At 38.9% G+C, this 20,633-nt stretch carries 11 protein-coding genes; all 11 read right to left on the bottom strand.

The features are described from left to right. Positions 1–46: 46 nt before the first annotated feature. The 11 genes from BM266_RS06275 to BM266_RS06225 all read right to left on the bottom strand — a co-directional run bounded on the left by BM266_RS06275 (position 47) and on the right by BM266_RS06225 (position 20,622). On the bottom strand, positions 47–1,747 hold the full coding sequence (locus BM266_RS06275; protein ID WP_093407293.1) for a SusD/RagB family nutrient-binding outer membrane lipoprotein: 1,701 nt from the start codon (positions 1,745–1,747) through the stop codon (positions 47–49). A 12-nt stretch (positions 1,748–1,759) separates the two neighbouring features. Further along, positions 1,760–4,849, bottom strand: coding sequence for a SusC/RagA family TonB-linked outer membrane protein (locus BM266_RS06270; protein ID WP_093407291.1), 3,090 nt, complete (start codon positions 4,847–4,849; stop codon positions 1,760–1,762). Positions 4,850–5,074: 225 nt separating this feature from the next. Next, complete coding sequence (locus tag BM266_RS06265; RefSeq protein ID WP_093407288.1) at positions 5,075–7,285, bottom strand: GH92 family glycosyl hydrolase; 2,211 nt, start codon at positions 7,283–7,285, stop codon at positions 5,075–5,077. Positions 7,286–7,294: 9 nt separating this feature from the next. Continuing rightward, positions 7,295–9,580, bottom strand: coding sequence for a GH92 family glycosyl hydrolase (locus BM266_RS06260; RefSeq protein ID WP_093407286.1), 2,286 nt, complete (start codon positions 9,578–9,580; stop codon positions 7,295–7,297). 197 nt (positions 9,581–9,777) lie between these two features. After that, complete coding sequence (locus tag BM266_RS06255; protein ID WP_093407283.1) at positions 9,778–10,884, bottom strand: family 10 glycosylhydrolase; 1,107 nt, start codon at positions 10,882–10,884, stop codon at positions 9,778–9,780. 5 nt (positions 10,885–10,889) lie between these two features. Next, positions 10,890–11,951: a carbohydrate-binding family 9-like protein gene (locus BM266_RS06250; protein WP_093407281.1), complete on the bottom strand. Its 1,062-nt coding sequence runs from the start codon at positions 11,949–11,951 to the stop codon at positions 10,890–10,892. 129 nt (positions 11,952–12,080) lie between these two features. After that, positions 12,081–14,348, bottom strand: coding sequence for a GH92 family glycosyl hydrolase (locus tag BM266_RS06245; protein WP_093407278.1), 2,268 nt, complete (start codon positions 14,346–14,348; stop codon positions 12,081–12,083). Positions 14,349–14,923: 575 nt separating this feature from the next. Next, positions 14,924–15,814 (bottom strand): carbohydrate kinase family protein, encoded by an 891-nt coding sequence (locus tag BM266_RS06240; protein WP_093407276.1) that lies wholly within the window; start codon positions 15,812–15,814, stop codon positions 14,924–14,926. Positions 15,815–15,890: 76 nt separating this feature from the next. Then, a complete protein-coding gene (locus BM266_RS06235) occupies positions 15,891–17,048 on the bottom strand; it encodes a DUF4960 domain-containing protein (RefSeq protein ID WP_093407274.1) in 1,158 nt (385 codons plus the stop codon). A gap of 11 nt (positions 17,049–17,059) precedes the next feature. Further along, entirely contained in the window at positions 17,060–18,886 is a 1,827-nt protein-coding gene (locus BM266_RS06230; protein ID WP_093407272.1) for a DUF4960 domain-containing protein, read from the bottom strand. Between the two features lie 32 nt (positions 18,887–18,918). Continuing rightward, on the bottom strand, positions 18,919–20,622 hold the full coding sequence (locus BM266_RS06225; RefSeq protein ID WP_175494766.1) for a RagB/SusD family nutrient uptake outer membrane protein: 1,704 nt from the start codon (positions 20,620–20,622) through the stop codon (positions 18,919–18,921). Between the last annotated feature and the right edge of the window lie 11 nt (positions 20,623–20,633).

The raw sequence follows: 20,633 nt of genomic DNA, 5'->3' as shown, positions 1-20,633 counted from the left end.
TAGAAGATGACCCCTGTGATAAACAATCAAAGTTTAAACAAGTTGACTAATTCTCTGCCCACCATAACTCGGTTCCCTGTTCATCAGGACCTTGTATTTGGATGGCTGCTTCAACATTTGCACCGTTAGTATTATACTCCTGGTTTCCATATCTCATACGCTGAGGATATTTACCATTAAGAGTTCCTGCAGAATAAATATCATAATCTGAAACTCCGTTAGCCAGTTCAACCGGATATCCAGTATCTCTGACTATGGCCCATGCTTCAAATCCATCAGTATAAGCAGCGATCCATCTCTGAACGGCTATTTTTTCAAGGTTTTCCTCATCTGTTCCATTTAACAGAGCCATTTCTTCATTAGCTAGAAACTCGTCTATTTCGCTGTCTTCTACTCTCCAGATTTTCATCGCCTGTCTTATTCCTTCCTGGTAAAGAGCCTGGGCATCCCCGGAACTTAATCCTTTCACGATAGCCTCAGCTTGTAAGAAGTTACCTTCTGCAGCAGTAAATACCACTTCTGGGAATATTTCCTCTCCCTGGTTCTTCGGATTGATTATCCAGTCTGCAGGTTCAGAAAACAAATCGTTCTTAACATGTGGGTAAATTTCAGCATTCAAACGCGAGGGCTGCCCTACATAATATTCTTCATCCTGGGGCACACTGATAAAAACTTCATCCCCAGAATCTTCTCTGGTATAAGGTACTCCTGCATTATCCAATTCCCCCAAAACAAAGTCAAGGTGTTTTTCAAATAATGAAGCGGCTGACCCTTCTGCTGGTCTGGTGAATGTAAAATCACCTCCGAAAATCGGTTTAGCATATTTGGATAACCTTGGATCATTATTATCCCTTAGGTAATCCACCAGGGTTTTGCCAACATTCCAGTGAGAACCAACCCCACCGAAATTATGCCATATATCACCATAAGCGGCATTTCCAAATTGATCGATTTCTGTATCCTTCTCCATTAAGGCATTGTCCATCTCTGTGCTTAACAGCGGAGCCTGGAGGGCTTCGGAAATTGCGGTTTCAGCAAAAGAAGCTCCTGAAGCACCCTGGGCTCTTAAAGCCATCCTTAATTTTAAGGTATTAGCCAGTTTTTTCCATTGCTGAAGATTACCATGGAAGAAAAGATCGTTTTCCTCCAAATACTCAATTCCCTCTCCAGTTACAGATTGACTTCCAATGATGGCCATAGCCTGATCCAGCTCTTCTATTACCCCCTGGTAAATCTGGGCCTGTTCATCCAGTTTTGGGGTGATAATATCCGGGTTCAAAGCCTCAGAATATGGAACCATACCAAAGGTATCCGTATACATCTGGTAATAAAGTCCTTTCATAATAAGGCCTATAGCATAAAAGTTTTCATTCTCCAGATCCCCGCCTTCTTTCACGAAGTTCTGATAGACACTTAAGTTACTTACATAACCTGCCATCCAATTATATGCAGCATCTGTATACCCCGCACTATAATTATAGGCTAGGGAACCAGACCACCAACAACCGTTGTACCCGAAGGTAAATTGGCCAGCAAACCGATCAGCATGTATAAGTTGTGCCCGCCAATAGGGGAAGCGATTAGGGGCATATAGTTCAATCTGGATACCGGTAAGAAAGTATTTCGCACTAACTTCATCAGATCCAAAGGCATCCGGTCTTGTGTTGATCTCTTCAAAATCCGAACAACCTGTAAGTGAAAAGACTAACAACAATGTTGCACCTATTGTCTTTATAATTCCTTTCATAATTCTTTTATATTAAAAATTAATATTTATGTTTAAACCAAGACTACGAATAGTTGGTGCATTGTTCAATGAGATACCCTGTCCCGAAAGACCTGTACCTATTGAAGCATCAGGGTCTATATCTTCAGCATCTTTATAAAGGAAGAAAAGGTTTCTACCAATAAGACCGATTGAAGCAGAATTTAACCCAGTATTTCCGATCATCTCGCTAGGTAATCTGTAAGTAAGTGCAAACTCTCTTAATCGCACATTTGTTTGGTCATATACATAATTTGAGGTAATGCCTGAGTAACTACTCCAGTATTGCTGTGCACTTATTTGAGTGTCATTCTGCTCACCGGTTCCTTCATTAATGGCATCTATGGTTACCCCCTGGTCACGATATTGCAGGCTTCTTTCTGATACCCCGGCCGCATCCAGGTAGGATGAGGTTGCAGAGTAAATTTCTCCTCCAAATCGTCCATCGATCAGGAAGCGTAAATTCCAGTTTTTGTATCGGAAGGTATTGGTAAGACCTCCAATGAAATCTGGTTGGGCATTCCCTAATAATTCCCTGTCATTGGACGCTACAGGGAAACCTTCCGCATTAACTAGTCTTTCCCCATTCTCATTGGTCTTCCAGGTTGTACCATAGATATCACCAATTCCACCTCCTACTTCAGCTCTAACTGAAAGGCCTCCAAGAGAATTTAAGACAGTATAATCCAACCCATCTATCAATTCCACTAATTCATTTTCATTCCTGGAGAAGTTAACGGAAACATCCCATCTAAAATCATCTGTTTTAATTGGAATACCTCCTACCATGAACTCAATACCATTATTTTTAACCTCACCTACATTCTCTTTGTAATAACTATAACCTGTAGAAAAAGGCACAGGAACATTGAAAATCATATCGGTGGTAACAATTTGATAAACCGAGAAATCACCATATAACCTATTCTGAAACATATTGAACTCAACTCCAAACTCAGTCGATTTCACACTTTCTGGTTGTAGATCAGGATTCAATTTCACACTTGGCCCTTCTAATACCGTAAGTCCAAGATACCCTTGTGTAGGCACACTAAATGTCTGGTAAAGTTGATAAACACCTGTATCGTTACCTACTTCTGCCCAACTTGCTCTTAACTTCAGCATATCAAAGACATCATTATTAGGATCTAGAAAACGATCAATTAATAAGGAGTAACTCACAGAAGGGTAGAAAAAAGATCTATTTTCTTCGCTTAAGGTAGATGACCAATCATTTCTAGCCGTTAGATCCAAGTACATAAAATCGTCATACGAAAAGCTAAAAGATCCGTAAAGAGAATTTATTTTTTTGGTTCCAAGTGGTGTATGGGTACTGGTTTGAACATTGGTATTATTCAGAAAAGTACGTGTAGGCAATCTAAATTGAGACCCCCTTACGCTCATTCCTTCAAAAGTTCGTTTTGACAAACTCCCTCCAACATTGGCAACAAGGTTTAATTTTTCAGAGAGGTCTTTATTTGCTGTAAATAAAAAGTCACTGTTAATCTCTACATTCTTACGATTGGAAAAATTAAGTCTTCCATCATAGAAGAAGTGGTGACCATAGTCCTGGATATACTCACTTCTAACATTGGTGACATCCCCACCAATTCGAATAAATGCTGAGAGCCAATCATTAAACTCATAATTTAATTTAGAGAACCCAAGAAAGCGATCTCTTCGTTCATCATTAGTGTCCTGATTTAACATCCAGTAGGGGTTACCCATACTTTTATTTTGTCCCGCAAAACTAATAGCCCCATATTCATCGGGGAACATCTCAGGATTACTCCACAAGGATGGTTTATATTTTTTTAAGTCATCTATAGCTACGTTTCTCGGCATTCTATAAACATAAGCTAAAACCCCTTCTGTACCCACATTTACTCTATTTTCTAATTCTTGTGTAAAATAGGTGGCTTTACTATCCAACGTTAATTTATCAGAGAGGTCAATGACACCTCTAAGATTTAAATTATGACTGTGTAGTTCGGAATTTGGAATCACAGAGGTCGTTTGGTTGTTTGTGTAAGAAAATCTTACGCTATGATTTTCGCCGCCCTGATCCATAGAAATGGTATTGATACTTTTAACCCCTGTTTCAAAGAAATCTTTAACATTATCGGGTTGTGCTGTATAAGCCCTTTCTTCTCCAGTGTAATATAATTGTTGAGAACCGTCTAAACGGGGTCCCCAGGAACTAGACCCGAAATTATCCAAATCTGAATAAACAGCACCATTGGTTCCCTGTCCATATTCATTTTGAAATTCAGGTAAAAACATGGTTTCTTCTAATGAAATATTGGAATTTACCGAGATACCTAAACCAGCTCCTCTTTTTCCTCTCTTTGTAGTAATTAAAATCACCCCACTTGCTGCACGAGACCCATATAATGCTGCCGCATTAGGGCCTTTAAGAACAGAAACAGACTCGATATCGGCTGGGTTAATATCTGTAATACCTCCACCCGTTACGGTACTGTTGTATATACTTCCTCCAGATTCATTTCCAGAGGCATCAATTGGAATACCATCTACCACTACAAGGGCCTGGTTATTTCCTGTTAAGGTATTATTACCACGAATAGTAATACGCGATCCTGAACCTACTCCGCTAGCTTGATTAACAACCAGACCGGCAACTTTACCCACCAGGGAACTGGCTACGTTATAATCTTTAACCGTATTCACTTCATCTGAATCCAGTTCGGTTACTGAGTAACCTAATGATTTTTTCTCTCTTGTTAATCCTAAAGAGGTTACTACCACCTCATCAAGAGCCTCCATATCGGGGGATAGTGATAAGTTCACTGTGTTTTGCCCGCCAACCGGGATTTCCTGGTTCACAAAACCTATCATGGAAAATACCAAAATAGCATCTTCAGGAACCTCGATAGAGTAATTCCCGTCAAAATCTGTAGAGGTACCATTATTGGTGCCTTTTTCCAAAACAGTAACCCCTGGTAAAGGTATTCCGTTCTCAGAATCAGTTACTGTTCCTGTTACTGTTTGTTCCTGTGCAATTAGGTTTTGATTAAATGAAAAAAACATTAATCCCAACAGGAATAATAATTTTTTACCCATGTGTAATTAGTTTTTGATTAGTTGTTTCACGCATTTCAGCATGTTTTTGATTATAAATTTAGTTAAATTTTAGGTTAGTATTAACTATTCAGAAATGTTTTCGACCGACAACATATTTTAATAGCTAAATAACAAACCTAGACGAAAATGTTTAAGCTAAAATAGAAAGAAGTACGTATACTTAAACTATAATTTTAATTAATTATTAACAGTTTTTAAATTAACTCAATCTGATTTCAGAAAAGCATTGTGATGTATAAAAAACCCCTGCTTAAGAGTCGTAGGAAAATCGATGGTCGGGTTAGTGTCATTCAATGACCTGAAGTCAATTATAATGGATTTCTTTTTGTAGTATTGGGTGTTAAGATTAATTTTCACCATATCAAAAACCGGTTCTGTAAAGGTATAAATGGGATTTGCAGGAATAACTGGATAAAAACCCATCATAGAATAAACAACCCAAGCGCTCATAGTTCCAGTATCATCGTTCCCGGGGAGACCGTCAGGGCTGTTTTTGCAGTATTTTTTTATAAGTTCAGTAACCTTTGCTGAAGTTTTATATTCACTGTCTTCAATATAATTATATAAGTAAGGATAAAGTATATCAGGCTCATTAGCCATATCATAGTGTCCTCCATCAAAAACCAAATCCAGTTTCCTATCAAATGCTTCTGCCCCACCCATCAGCTTCTTCAGACCCTCAATATCATGGGGCACCATAAACAGGTATTGCCAGGCATTACCTTCTATGTAGCCCACATTCTTTTCAAAATTAGCTCCGGCTTCTGGGTTAAAAGGATTATACCATTCTCCATTAATGTGTTTAGGCTGAAGAAATCCGGTTTTGGGATTATAGAGATTTCGATAGGATAAAGAGCGATCAGAAAACATTTTGTAATCATCTTCTTTCCCCAGAGCTTTTGCCAATTGAGCAATGGCGTAATCTGAAATATTATATTCTAATGTAATTGACACCGGTCCCGGCACACCGCTATCTACACTTAAATAGCCATTTTTAAGATATTCCGTTAAACCCGGGCGCAAAGGATTATTTTCTGTAACTGTTGCGCTTTTTATCATCGCTTCATAAGCTTTTTCTACATCAAAGTCAGTTAAGCCTCGTAAATAGGTATCCGAGATAACCACTGCTGCCGGATCTCCCACCATAGTGAATGTTTCTGTTGAATTTAGCTCCCATTTTGGCAGCCAGCCATTTTCATCATACATTGCTAACATGGAGTTCACCATCTGTATTTGTTCTTCCGGATATACCAGACTCATCAACTGATGATAATTTCGATAAGTATCCCATAGCGAAAATACCGTATAGCGGGTTCCTTCAGTTTTTCCAATTTTCCCTGTGGAAACTTCAGGATATTCACCATTGACATCATTTAAAATATTGGGATGAATTTGAGTATGATAAAGTGCGGTATAAAAAATAATTTTATCATCTTCTGATCCTCCTTCAACTTCAATTCTATTCAGTTTTTCGTTCCATTTATCACGGGTCTTTTTATAAACCTCATCAAAGGAAGCCTGACCTGCTTCCTGTTCTAAATTCTCACGAGCATTTTCAATACTCACGTAGGAGACTCCAATTTTCACTTCTACCTGCGTAGGTTGTTCAAAATTATAACTAAAGAATGCACCTATACTATCTCCAATGACTTCTCGGGTAAAACCTTCTTTTATTCGGGTCTTACCATTGTAAATCATCCATTGCGCTTCTTCACCTTCATATTTGTAAGGTGTTTTCCAGGCCCCAAACTCATGGGCAGGTTCAGAGAATTTTGCAACAAAATAAACCGGATATGCTGCTTCGGGATTATTATAACAGAAAGAGCCTACTGTGCGTATTCCCTCAACCTCATTAGGAGAGACAATTTTCAGCATCCCGCCCTGCTCGTTGGTTAATCCCAGCCCAAGGTTTAGTAAAATATTCGACTCACCGGCAGGAAAACTATAACGACTCACTCCTACCCGGGTTGAAGCAGTAGCCTCTGCCTTAATATTATATTTTGTCAATTCTGCGGAATAATATCCTGCCTTTGCGATTTCGTTGGAATAAGTAGACCCATATTCCAGATGATTTGTTTTTAAGGCTCCTGTGGTAGGCATGGAAATTATTACTCCCAGATCGGGGCAGCCAACTCCGCTTAAATTAACGTGAGAGAAACCAGTCAAAAATTTATTTTCATAAACATAGGGATTAGACAACCATTGGCTGTCCTTTTCCAAAGGATTAAGATCTATTCTCCCGGCAACATTAAATGGAGAAACACTTGCCATTCCTCTCGGCGCTATAGCGCCGGGATTGGTTGCTCCGTAATTAGAAGTACCTATAAACGGATTTACATAATCTACAGGAGCTTGTTGTGCAAGACCAAATTCTATAGTTAAAATAGCCAGGGCAAGTAATAGGACATTTTTCATAAACAGCGTTTATTTTTTATCAGAACTCATTGAAAAGGGAAAAGCCTCTTCTCCAGTAGCTCTTTTTTTATTAGGACTATTGGTCATTTCAAGTTGCAACCTTCCGCCCTTCTGTATATCCTGGTAATTCAAATAAGTTTTATCCCAGCTAGTTCCATTTAATTCAGCCTCTTTGATATAAAAATTTTCTTCTGAGTTATTTTTGGCAATAATTTCAAATTCATTGCCATCCTGAAGTTTTAGCGTCGCCTTATCAAATATAGGACTACCCATTACATATTGATCTGCTCCCGGAGTGACCGGATAAAAACCCAATGAACTGAAAACATACCAGGCAGAGGTTTGCCCATTGTCCTCATCCCCAGGATAACCATCTGGAGTTGGTGCATAGAGTTTAGTTAGCACCTCTCTGATTCTTTGCTGAGTTTTCCAGGGTTCTCCGGCATAATTGTATAAATAGATCATATGCTGAATTGGTTGATTTCCGTGAGCATAATTTCCCATATTTACAATTTGCATTTCCCTGATTTCATGAATGGTGAATCCGTAATATGAATCATCAAATTCTGGTGGCATTTCAAAAACCTCATCGAGTTTTGCTGTAAACTCTTCATTACCTCCCATTAAGTTGATAAGTCCTTCGATATCCTGAAAAACAGACCATGTATAATGTAAACTGTTTCCCTCGGTAAAAGCATCGCCCCATTTAAGCGGATTAAAGGGTTCCTGAAAACTGCCATCTTCATTTTTACCCCGCATTAAATTGGTAGACGAATCGAATATTTTTTTATAATTAAGGGCTTGCTGGTTAAAACGTTTTACCTCTTTTCTTCTGTCCAAATCTTCCGCCATTTTCGCAATGGTCCAATCGGCATAGGCATATTCCAGAGTTCGGGCTGCATTTTCATTTATACCTACATTATATGGTACATACCCCAATTCATTATAGTAATCCAAACCTTCACGTCCAACCGAGGCTTCCGGACGGCCTTCTTCAACATTGGCGTTTTTAAGTACTGCTTCAAAAAGTACCTCAACGTCTTCAGGATATACATTCCCTTTTAAATACGCGTCGGCAATTATAGGTGCAGAATTGGAGCCAATCATCACATCTCTGTGCCCGGGGCTTGCCCATTCCGGAAGCCAGCCAGATTCTTTGTAGGTATTCGCCAAACCGGCCATTATTTTTCTATTCAGTTCTGGATACATCAAATTAAAAAACGGAAATACCGCTCTAAATGTATCCCAAAACCCATTATCGGTAAACATATAACCTGGCAAGACCTTGCCATTATAGGGGCTGCAATGTACCCTTTCTCCTTCTTTATTTATTTCATAGAATTTCCGCGGAAATAATAAAACCCTATACAGACTTGAATAGAAGGTTTTAATATGATCTGTATTTTCTCCTTCTACCTTTATTCGACCAAGTTCCTGGTTCCATATTTTTTCGGCATTAGTTTTTACCTGTTCAAAATCACTTTCGCCAATTTCTGAATCAAGGTTTAATTGTGCCTGTTCTGCACTAATAAAGGAAGAGGCAACTTTTACATTAACTTCTTCTCCTTTTTTAGTTTTAAAACCAATAATAGCTCCTACGTGATCGGCTTCTGCTTCTTTAGAATTTTGTTGCAACTCCCACTCATCTTTCCAGGTGTGACTAACTTCAAAATCCTTATCAAATTCAGCAACAAAATAATTATGGAAATTTTCAGGCACACCACCATGGTTATTCCTGGCATAACCAATAATCTTACGCTCCTCAGGAATGATCTTCACCATAGAACCTTTATTGAAAGCATCCAAAACAACATAGGAGCTATCTGAATCTGGAAAAGTAAATTTGAAATGAGCAGCCCGTTCGGTTGGAGCAACTTCCGCAATAACATCATAGTCGGCTAAATAGACACTATAGTGATGCGGCTTTGCAGTTTCAGCCTTATGCGAAAACCAGGAAGCTCTTTCCTCTTCCTTAAATTTCAACTCCCCGGTCACTGCCATCAGCGAAAACGCTGCATAATCATTTAACCACGGACTTGGCTGGTGAGTTTGTTTGATTCCGCGGATTTTATAATCATCGTATTTATACGTCCATCCGTCTCCCATTTCAGCCGTTTGGGGTGTCCAGAAATTCATTCCCCAGGGAAGTGCAATAGCGGGATACGTATTACCGTTGGAAAGGTTAAACTCTGAATCTGTCCCCATTCGGGTATTCACATACTCTACAGGATTGTTTTGTCCGGATGTACCCTGAACAAAAATAAACAGGACTAAAAATACTAATCTATTTCTCATTACTGAAAATTCTGGGGGCTTGATACATTTTTATTTCACAATTATTTCCTCTAAAAAAAGCCAGGCACTGCTTCTTTGTGGCGGGTGAATTAATAATAAACAGTAAAAATTGGCCTTTGATTCTTATCTCTGAACCAGGCGGCTTTTAAATTTATCATTTAATATTTCCGCAATTTACTTCTGCTCATTACTCTCTACTATTTACTGGCTTCTTTTATGGCTTTAAGTTGCGCTTCCGTAAGAGCATTTCCATCGAAAAATGAAATACCCTTAGCTCCATTTTCTTTTGCAAGTTTAATAGCCCGGGTAACCTCCTCGGCACTCATAGGTGGTAGAAAAATTCCTGTATGCAAATCGGTGTTTCTACCTTTTAGGTCTTTCACTCCTTGCTTTGTAGCGTACCCAATCCAGTCTACCTCTTCATTATAAAAATTATGGTAGATCATAGGTAAAACGGCGTCAATTTTCCATTTATCCCAGCGCTGACGCACCATATGATCGGCCATTTCAGGATAGGGGAAAACAGCGGCCGTTAATTCTTTATTATTACTATGTGCAATTTCATAGGCCTCATCAACCACTGCTTTTATCTTGTTTAAACGGAATTGTTTCCATTCCATATCAATCGCCGGATTTTCAAAATCCCGGGGATTTTTATGATGAATTTTCTCAAATTCAGCGATGCAAACATCACAGTAACAAAAATCAAATTCGGGAAGTTCTTCTTCCTGTTCCAAATCATATTTTGGCAAGAGACCAATAGGCAGAAAAATATCAGAAAATCTTATATAATCCAGGTGCACGCTGGCTACACCTTCAACCTTCGCAAGGCCTTCAACTAAACCTAACACATGATTCCGTGATTCTTCTCTTGTGGGGCACAACCACTGGTAATAATCCACATAAGGTCTGGTATCGTGCGTACTATTGCCTTCCCTACTTACGGCATACCAATCTGGATGCTGAAGGGCTATACTATCTCCCGGGCGGATCATTGTCATGATCCAGGCGTGAACTTCCAGACCTTCCTTTTTTGCCAACGGAGTTAAACGGGATAATAATTCAGGATCTGTATTCGTATTTATTAATACCGCTTCAATTCCATTTTCGCTGTATTTTTTAAATTCTGAAGTATAAGAGGAATCTGCTCTTTTCGCATCGGCAGTGGTCCATACCCAAAATTTAAAATCGTCCTGTTTTTCTTCAGTAGTGTTTTGTTTGTTTTTTTTAGCGGCACTTACGTTATCCAGGCAGGAAGTAAATCCGAAGGCCAATAAAGCAATTAGTAAAAGTTTAGTTTTCATATAATTTAGATTTTGGAGTTTAAAAATTTGCCATCTTCTCTAATGATGTAGCGCTTTCCGGTAAATGGACTTTCCACAGAGATGTTCCAGCCGGTGAGATGATTTTCCAGTTTAGGTTTTAAAACCTGACCATCGACTTTTAGAGGTTTTTTCTGAATTTCTTTTAGGTTAGAGGCCCATTCACTATATTCATTATAATATGCTTTTTGACCGCGGTACAATCTGTATAAGGCCCATCTGATTTTTTCGTCCTGCGGAATAATAAATTCATCAAATTCCCCTACCTCTTTCGAAGAAAAATACACATACCCCCAATGTTCAGGCTCGTGCATATTAATAACTCCCTGGGGTGACCACACCCAGTTATATTCCGGTAGAAAATCCTCATTTTCATTCTTTTTTCGGGAATATCTCCCTTCAATTAAATCGTGATCCCAGTTAACCCTTGAAAAATTTATCCTCCAGAATTCCTCTTGCGGCAGTTCATTATGCAAGTTTGCTTCCTTTAAAACTTCCCAGGGAATGGCTACCTCAACACTCCAGTAATGATCTACATCTGAAGCATCGTTTAAAGTTCCCTCTATATGTACTGCCGATTTCAATCCCTGAATATCCCAGCTATCCAATACAGGTGCAGGTTCACGATAGGGTTTTACAATAAAAAGATCCCACACAGTATTAAGTGCGTTCATTTCAAACTCCATGTAATTATGGGTGTCGCCATCCGGATCTATAAAAATTTCAAAGTCATTGTTATAAAAAATCACAGTATCGCGTTGCTTAAGCGTTGCCCAAATATGAGGTTCTTCCATTTTAGCATAGAAATAAAGATATTCTTCATCGTATACTATTTTCATATTCGTTTGAAATTTGGGAACCTTTTCCCCCTCAATATCAATAAAATCTTCACTCTCGGAAGCTTTTTGCCAGGAAGCTTCTCTAGCCTTCCCATCAATTTCAATCTCATCAATTGTTTTATAAGCTACATAAGACCTTGGAGGATTCTGAGCAAACGAAAATTTGGCTATCAGTATCAGATTAAAAATTAGCAAGAGTTTAAATTTCATAACTACAGGTTATTATTTTTCAAAATTTCTACCATCTCACTAAGATAAAAGCTTTCTTTAAAATCTTAATACCAATGGAAAGTGTGAAATTGAAATATCGCAAAATAACGGGAACATCCGCAAGCTCCATCATTCTGCTACTTTTGTTACTCCCCAATTTTTATTGGGTTTATTGCCCATTTTAAATATCAATTCTCCCCCTGCTAATAATTCTTCGTGGGAAATAGAAGTCTGGTTGAATATTTCGCCATTTAAAGTTGCAGCTTGGATATAAATATTATCATCGGAAACATTTTTAGCCAGGATACTAAATCTATTACCGTTTTCTAAATCGATGGTAGATTTCTCAAATAAAGGACTGCCAATTTCATATTCTGCTGAAGCCGGATTAAAGGGGTATAGTCCCATCGAACTAAAAACATACCAGGCAGACATTTGACCTGCATCTTCATTCCCGCTTAAACCATCAGGTTTGGTGCTATATTGCGTTTTTAAGATTTCCCTAACCCAATATTGGGTTCTCCAGGGCTTACCAGCTTTATTAAATAAATAAGCGATATGATGGCTGGGTTCATTCCCGTGAGCATACTGCCCAATTAACCCAGAAATATCGGCTGATGCATTTTCTCCTGTTATTTCTGAACTTTCTGTAAAAAGCTGCTCTAGCTTTTTAGTAAATTTTTCTGAGCCGCCGTGTAGCTCTATAAAATTCTCCGGTTCATGTAAAACAAACCAGCTATGTTGCCAGGCATTGCCCTCGGTATAATCAGTGTTTTCACGATGATTGGAAAATTTGGGATCAAAAGGAGTATTCCAGGTTTGACCATCTTTAGACTTACCTCGCATAAATCCGGTTTCAGGGTCGAAGAGCTTTTCATAGGCTTTAGCTCTGGTGGAGAAATATTCGTAATCTTTAGTTTTGCCTAAAGCCTTGGCCAATCGTGCAACACACCAATCATTATATGCATATTCAAGGGTAATTGTTACAGACTCGTCTAACAGCTCGAAGGGAATATAACCATACTCTTTATAATATTCCAAGCCCCTATCGTCTTGCATCATAGTATTTTTCATAGCATCGTAGGCCGCTTCAACATCAAAACCTCTAATCCCTTTTAAGTAAGCTTCAGTAATAACGGGAATGGAGTGGTAACCGGTCATAGTATTTGTTTCATTTCCGTAGAGCGTCCAAACCGGAAGAATTTCATTGGTCTTATAATATTCCAGCATAGAATTAATAATATCTGAAACCCTGTTAGGATGAGTTATGGTAAGTAAGGGTTGTTGTGCTCTAAAAGTATCCCAAAGTGATAAGGTGGAATAGGCTGTAAAATCTTCAGCTTTAATAATACTATCACTTTCTTTTCTAAACTCGTCATTCTTATCGCTGAACGTTACCGGAGCGAGTTGAGAGTGATATAAAGCGGTGTAAAATATAGTTTTTAAAGAATCTATAGGAGTTTGGACTTTTACATCTTTTAAGGATCCTTCCCAAAGCCTGTTCGCTTTTTCTTTTATTTTTTCAAACTGAAACCCTTGTTTGTCGAGATTCTCCCTAGCATTATTGATACTTACAGAAGACAAGGCCAACTTAAGTTGCACTTCCCTACCAGTTGATTCATCAAAAAACAATTGAGCAGAGGTTTTAACACCTTCAGCTTTTTTTCCTTCTATCTTTTTGCCCTCTGTAATTAATGTATGAGAGGTTATAGGCTTAGAAAATTCGGCAATAAAAAAGACTTTTTGGTTTCTGGCCCAGCCAGTACTATGCCTATAACCACTAATAGTTTTATCATCCTCAAGAATGATCTTTGTGTCAGTAGGACTATCCCAATTAATTGCAAACCCGAGATCCAGAACTACAGATTGTATATCTGCTTCAGCAAAAGTGTATTTTGAATAGCCGGTACGCCGGGAACTTGTGAGCTCCACGTTTACCTGATGATCCTCAAGAAAAACCTGATAATATCCGGGCTTTGATTTTTCATTTTCATGACTAAACTTAGATTTATAAACAATATCTTTCCTACTGTTAACCTCGGTGGTCAAATCTATTTCCTTGTTTACCGGCATAAAAAGTAAATCGGCCAGGTCCCCAATTCCTGTTCCGCTTAGATGAAGGTGTGAAAAACCAGCAATAACATCATCAGAAATATGATAACCAGAACACCAGTCCCAACCGCTAATTCCATTATCAGGACTAAGTTGAATCATTCCAAATGGAACGGTCGCCCCCGGATAAGTATGTCCGTGGCCACCAGTTCCAATAAACGGATCCACATAAGAAGTTAGTTCTTTATCTAAATCTGGAGCATCAATATTTTTTATATCTCCTTCCTCACAGGCGATAAAAGCCCACAAAAAAGCAAATAAGAAAATGGGGGATTTTTTAACCATATTCCTTTTAAGTTATCGATTTTAAAAGATAATACCTGTAGATATTTCGGTTCAAGTTGGGTATACCGTGAAATTCCAATTGAAAACGGCAAGATATGAATAAAGATGTTGTTATCATTTTTCCAACTTTAAACCTAAATAGTTGATTAAATCAAAATCCACCTTCCAAAAAAATAAATCAAATTTAGAATTGAAAGATATTGAATTTAATCTTTTAATAAGAATTTAAATCTTAACCCACTTATTAGAATTCCCATCTGCATAGTACATCCTTATAAGGTGTATAAAGAATTTCACTAATCCCGGATTAGGATTCTGAAATCATTAGAAGTAAAAATTTTTCAGCAACTATAAAGAGAATACACTCTAAGTATAGTCTTTAGACGATTTGAAAAACCATCTTATTTTGGAATACGTTTATTTTTGGAACTAAATAAAAAAAGATTGAAATTTAGAATTTTATGGCTAAAAGCTGGCCCGAAATTCAAAAATGAATCGTTTAAAAAACAAAACCCTTGATTTCTCAAGGGGTTTTATGGATTTAATCTGGTATCGCCTGAACTAATTTCAATGACTTAAACCGGTCTAAGAAATCCGTTTATTTCTTTTTCTGATAATTCGGGATTAGCGCCTTCCCGCCCGGCTACTAAAGCTCCTACCGCGCAGGCAAAATTCAAGGCCTGCTGAGGCTCTTCATCCTGAAACAATTTGGCTAAAAGCGAAGCCAGGAAAGAATCTCCTGCACCCACGGTATCTTTCACGCTGATCTTGAATCCGCTGTTGTAATATAATTTTCCGTCTTTCAATAAAACTGCCCCGTGCCGGCCTTTAGTCACACAAATATCTTTGGTGCTGGTCTTTTCAGCCAGAAAATGAATATTCTGTTCCAGGGAATGAAATGGAGAACCCAGTATTTCGGCGATCTCAAAAAGTTCGTCATCATTGAATTTGATGAAATCAGCTTTCTGCATTAGCTCAATAAGAATTTCCTTCTCGTAATGCGGTGGTCTAAGATTCACATCAAAAACCCTGAATTTGGCATAAGACAAAAGTTCGAGCAAAGTATCCCGGCTCACCTCATCACGGCATACCAAACTTCCGAAGATCATAAGATTGGCTTCTTTAACTGCCTCTTTCATTTCCTCAGAAAGCTGAATCTTATCCCAGGCGGCGGGATAGGAAATCTCATAGCTCGCCGAACCGGATGCTGAAAGTTGCACCTGTACCACCCCTGAAGGAAAATGAGGTGTCACCGAAACCAGATCGGCATTAACTCCATTATTCTCAAGATAGGATAGCAATTTTTTTCCATTTTCATCCTCTCCCACCTGGCTTATCATTTGAGTTGCTATCCCCAACTTTTGAAGCCGGGAAGCCACATTAAGCGGGGCGCCACCAATCCGTTCCTTATCGGGAAAAACGTCGATAAGGATCTCACCAAAGCAGATTGCATATTTATGTATCATTCTTTGTATTTAAAATTAAAATAGCAGAACATAAAAAATAAATTCTATGTTCTGCCTGAAAACACAGCCTAAATTATTATAGAGTACTTAGGTAATCAATAGCATTTTTATATATGCCCTCTATGTTTCCTCTATACTCATTGGTGCGTCCATCGTTCATATTCCATTCAATTCCGCCAATACCGATAGCGATAATGGTTCCCGAATAAGGGGTCTTAGGTTTGAATTCTATGATTCCCGGGCAACATTCGTCTGACACACCGCTCCACACGGCTAAAACCTCACCTCCGTAAAGACGCTCAAATTCATTAAACTGGCCGGGCTGATTTCCGGGTTCCAGAAGGGAAGATGCATCCCAAAGGTTGTTATGATCTTCTCTGAAACCGGCATCAATAACGGGGAAATATCCTTCTTCATTTTCTTCTACCAATCCTTCATTAAAGGTATAGATTGGATGTGATTTTTTAGAACTCACAAAGTTCACTCCACCATCAATGGCCCAGGTATCAGGGGAATCAAACCCTTCTCCATTGCCTTGTATGGTTAAAAGGCCGCTTTGATCTCTTCCAACGGTTTCAGCAAAACTTGTGGCCATACCTCCTAAAAGTAGTTTCCCGCCTTCAACCAAATATTGAATAAAAGCAGATTTTGCTCCTCCTTCGGTAAAAACTTCGGGTAGATCAGAACTTCCTACCTGGTCATAATAGAACACAACCACATTCACGCTTTGAAGATCTTCAAAAGTTACCTCGGCTGCATTTAGATATTCAAAATCTTCGGGGTAGGTTTCCTGCACCCATTCTGCGGCTGCGACTATGTCATCATCGGCATTTTCAAGGAGCTCCTCAAAGGTTTCCTGTTCTCCAAGAAAGGCAATCTTATTAGGTAAAACTCTCGTGAGTAACTGATAACTTCTTGTTGAATTTCCGTAGGTTGTAGTAATTTCAACACGTTCAGAAAGATCTAAACTTGCACCTGATGAAGGATTAACCTCTACTCCTTGGGGAGCAGAGATATCCAGTTCGACATTGTTGATGTCAGTTCTGGGTGGAAGCACCAGGTTTATCCTTCCCTGTAAATGATCGATGTTTGCCCGGGTTCCATTACCCTCTAAAGTGGTAAGAATATTTAAAACCGGACTTAAATCTTCATCAAAATTTTCTCTTTCTTCACACCCCAGTAACAAAGCCAGGGAAAAAAAACTGAAAATTATATATTTAAATTTATTTCTCATGAGCTTTAGATTTAGTCTTCAAGGTTGTATAAGTGATCAAGAATATTCTTAGTGAAAGTTTCTATGTTCGACTGGTAATCATTTTGAGTACCGTTAGAATCCCATTCGTAACCTACAATCGTATTTTCTATACTGAAAATGGAGCCTTTATAATCTTCGGATATTTGGTCATCAAAGCTGTCGTGTATGTTCTCATCGGTCCTGTTCCAAAGCACGGCTCCATACCCAAAGGCATCACCAATGTGACCTAAGGTTCCAAACTTCGTAGCACTTAGAGTTTGCTCAAATACAAGAGCAGCATCCTGACCACAACAACCCGGGTCAAGAATTCCATCAAAATGCTGCCACCATATCAAACGTACTTCCCTGGTTGCTGAATTTTGCAGCGCGAGAAATTCATCATTCTGAAAGCTTAATCCATCAAAAATGGGATGGCTTCTGCGATCTTCTGAATTATTTTCAGGTCGCATTCCTAATCCCCAGATATCGTCAGCAGGTTTTCCCTGATCTACACAACCTGTTGATCCGGCACATCCAAATTCAGAATACACATAATTTCCGGGATCTCTTGGTGCTGAAAAATCGGCCGGCACTCTGTCTAACGAAAAGATAAGAGGAGTTGCATCTCCGGCAATAAGCATATCACCACCAGATTTCACCCAGTTTTTCAGAACCTGAGCCCTGGTTCCTCCAGGTCTTAAACCAGTAGGTAATAATGTTGAAACATTGTCTGGGGTTGCACTATAACCTAAATCTTCAGCAGGTGTGAGATAATAAATCATCGCTACTTTCACCTCGGCCATATTCTGAGCTGTGATTTCGCTGAAGGAGAGGTATTTAAAATCATCACCATAGTTGTCTCTCATCCAGGTTGCCGCTGCTTTAGCATCATCGTCTACCAGAGCATCGATCTCATCTTGCTCCCCAAGAAAAGCATAGAAAGTGGCCTCTACATCCTGGGCTTCAACGGTAACGGTATAGGTTTTTTTAATATTCTCAGTATTGGTAACAGTATATTCCACAGGCTCTGTAAAATCTACTTCCTCCCCTGATGCCGGCGAAATACTTTGGCCTTCAGGAATTGAAATTTCAGGAGTGAGACTGGAAACATCAGTTCCTGCAGGTAAAGCAAGATATATGGTATTTTCTTCATTATCTATAACTCCTTCCGTTTCTTCAATTACAAAACTATTAACTTTAGGACCTTCAATTTGATTAACGGTTACTGTATATTCTTTTGCTGTAAAACCATCATTCGATTGGATAGTATACACTACAGGTCTGGAAAAATCCCTTGAAACTCCTGAAGCAATATCTACACTTGTGCCATCTGGGATTATAAAATTGGGAGCAAGACTTGTAATATCGCCATCCTCGCTACCAATATTTACCGTGATGGTATTATCATTATGGTCTATTACCCCGGCATTTTCCCCAATAGTGAAATTCAGGAATTTTGGTTCACCATAAGCAGCAAGCATTGCCGTATACTCACGGTTGGCACCGTTTTGAGCCTGAGTTTTAAAGATAACAGGCCCTTGAGTGAAATCTATAGTACTACCGGATGCAGGCTCAATGCTTGTTCCTTCAGGAGTTTGAAGCTCCACCTGAATGGCACTTAAGTCGGTCCCGGCAGGTAAAGTCATAGATATGGTTGCAGAGGTATGGTCAATATCGGCAAATTCACCGTCTACCTCGAAAGACCGAATAATAGCCTCAGAAAAATCCGGTACCACATCGGTAAAATTATCATCATCGCTGCAGGAATACAGTACTACAAAAGGCAATATCAGGAATAACCCAAGTGTAATTTTTGCTAATTTTTGGAATGATTTCATTTGATCAGTTTTAATTTTTTAAAATAATTTTATTAATATCCAGGTCTCTGGGTGTAAACTCCGCCACTGGCATCAATTTCTATTTGTGGGATAGGGAGGTAATATTCGTGTGGTTCAAGACTTGCTCCCGACAGATATGGTCTTCGTGCCTGTTCAGTAGCTATGTATTCACTTAAGTAGCTATCGGCAATTTCCCATCGTACCAGGTCATAAAACCGGTGTCCCTCATTGGCTAATTCCAGCCTCCTTTCAAAACGCAGAGCCGATAAAGCCTGTTCCTGAGATAAGGAGGTTGAATAGGTATTTATTAAATAATTAGCGGCATCTTCAGTAGGGTTCTCAAAATCTTTTACATAGGGAGAGTTTTTTGCTCGCAAACGAATCTCATTAATGATTTCTACACCCTCGGAAACACTTCCGGTTTCAATAAGGGCTTCAGCTTTCCATAAAAGAAGATCTGAATACTTGATTAAAGGAAAATCAAGATTCCCTAAAGCCCAGGGAAAACCATTTGGGTTAGAAGCCATTCCATCAGAGGTTGGATAGATCATATTTTTCTTACGCACCAATAACCCGTAGGTTCCGGCATCCCTGCTCCAGTTTGGCTGTTGAGGCATGGCTGTCCAGTCTTTCCAGGTAATTCCCGGTCTACCTATGGTATGATCTAATCGCGGATCTACCAGATCTTCCTCATTAACATTTTCTGCATTAAATGTGTTGAACATAGGAAGTCCATTATCATTAACTTTAAAAGCATTAGCAAGGTTCTGTGAAGGTTTGTGGAAGTCGTCTCCATTAAGGTAAGGATGATTGGGATCATCGTTAGGGCTATCTGGCGAATTTAAAAGATCTCCAAAATTCACATTCCCATATTGCGACCCGTCTTCAATAGAAAACTGAATGGCAAAAATATTCTCAGGATTTCCATAACCTGGTTCAGAATATAATCTTTCGATATCCTCAACCAATCTATACTGACCGGAATTTATTACCATATTGGTATGAGAGATCACTCCTTGCCAGTTTTCCTGAAACAAATGTGCTTTTGCCAAATATGCATGAGCAACAAGGGCATTGGCGCGACCAAGATCAGGCTGACTTTCAGGAAGCAATGAAATCGCATTATTCAGATCTCCCTCAATTTTTTCCCATATGAAATTCTCATCAAAGGTATTCGGGATAGATTTCAGTTCGGTTACCGGTGTATTTTCATCGTACCAAACAATAGAACCAAAGTTTTTCATTGCTTCGAAGTAGAAATGAGCACGGAGAACATATAATTCTCCAAGCCTGATATCACGCTTGTCGAATTCCCCTTCTTCCAGTTCGGTCAAAAACCTTATAGCGATATCAACTCTCTTTACTCCAAAATAGATAGATCTCCAAAGGTTATATACATTATCACTGGAAGGAAAAAGATCATGAGTTTCTAATTGGTGCATGCCGCCACCCGGATTATCTCCGGTGCCACCTCCACCTTTATAGGCATCTCCAGAACGTATGTCTGATGTTCCCCAATTGGAAGGCGAGTGGTCAAAAGGCCAGAGATCTCTAAAATCTCCGGTATTATATCGGTAATCCAAAGCACTATAGGCAGCAATTACCAAGGCTTCGGGCTCAAGGTTCTCTTCAGAAATCGTATTTGCTTCCTGAACATTCAGATCATCCTCTGAAACACATCCGATGATCAACATTAACCCTAAAACGGTTAAAATGTGCTTTAATTTATTATTCATAGTTTTCATAA

Origin of the sequence: Salegentibacter flavus, assembly GCF_900115145.1 — a bacterium.
Taxonomy (GTDB): Bacteria; Bacteroidota; Bacteroidia; order Flavobacteriales; family Flavobacteriaceae; genus Salegentibacter; species Salegentibacter flavus.
The sequence above is the reverse complement of the archived record's forward strand: the minus strand, read 5'-3'. Positions and strand labels throughout refer to the sequence as shown.

Excerpts from the sequence above, each read along its gene's own strand:
- BM266_RS06275 (WP_093407293.1), bottom strand. The coding sequence starts at position 1,747 with ATGAAAGGAATTATAAAGACAATAGGTGCAACATTGTTGTTAGTCTTT.
- BM266_RS06270 (WP_093407291.1), bottom strand. The coding sequence starts at position 4,849 with ATGGGTAAAAAATTATTATTCCTGTTGGGATTAATGTTTTTTTCATTT.
- BM266_RS06265 (WP_093407288.1), bottom strand. The coding sequence starts at position 7,285 with ATGAAAAATGTCCTATTACTTGCCCTGGCTATTTTAACTATAGAATTT.
- BM266_RS06260 (WP_093407286.1), bottom strand. The coding sequence starts at position 9,580 with ATGAGAAATAGATTAGTATTTTTAGTCCTGTTTATTTTTGTTCAGGGT.
- BM266_RS06255 (WP_093407283.1), bottom strand. The coding sequence starts at position 10,884 with ATGAAAACTAAACTTTTACTAATTGCTTTATTGGCCTTCGGATTTACT.
- BM266_RS06250 (WP_093407281.1), bottom strand. The coding sequence starts at position 11,951 with ATGAAATTTAAACTCTTGCTAATTTTTAATCTGATACTGATAGCCAAA.
- BM266_RS06245 (WP_093407278.1), bottom strand. The coding sequence starts at position 14,348 with ATGGTTAAAAAATCCCCCATTTTCTTATTTGCTTTTTTGTGGGCTTTT.
- BM266_RS06240 (WP_093407276.1), bottom strand. The coding sequence starts at position 15,814 with ATGATACATAAATATGCAATCTGCTTTGGTGAGATCCTTATCGACGTT.
- BM266_RS06235 (WP_093407274.1), bottom strand. The coding sequence starts at position 17,048 with ATGAGAAATAAATTTAAATATATAATTTTCAGTTTTTTTTCCCTGGCT.
- BM266_RS06230 (WP_093407272.1), bottom strand. The coding sequence starts at position 18,886 with ATGAAATCATTCCAAAAATTAGCAAAAATTACACTTGGGTTATTCCTG.
- BM266_RS06225 (WP_175494766.1), bottom strand. The coding sequence starts at position 20,622 with ATGAATAATAAATTAAAGCACATTTTAACCGTTTTAGGGTTAATGTTG.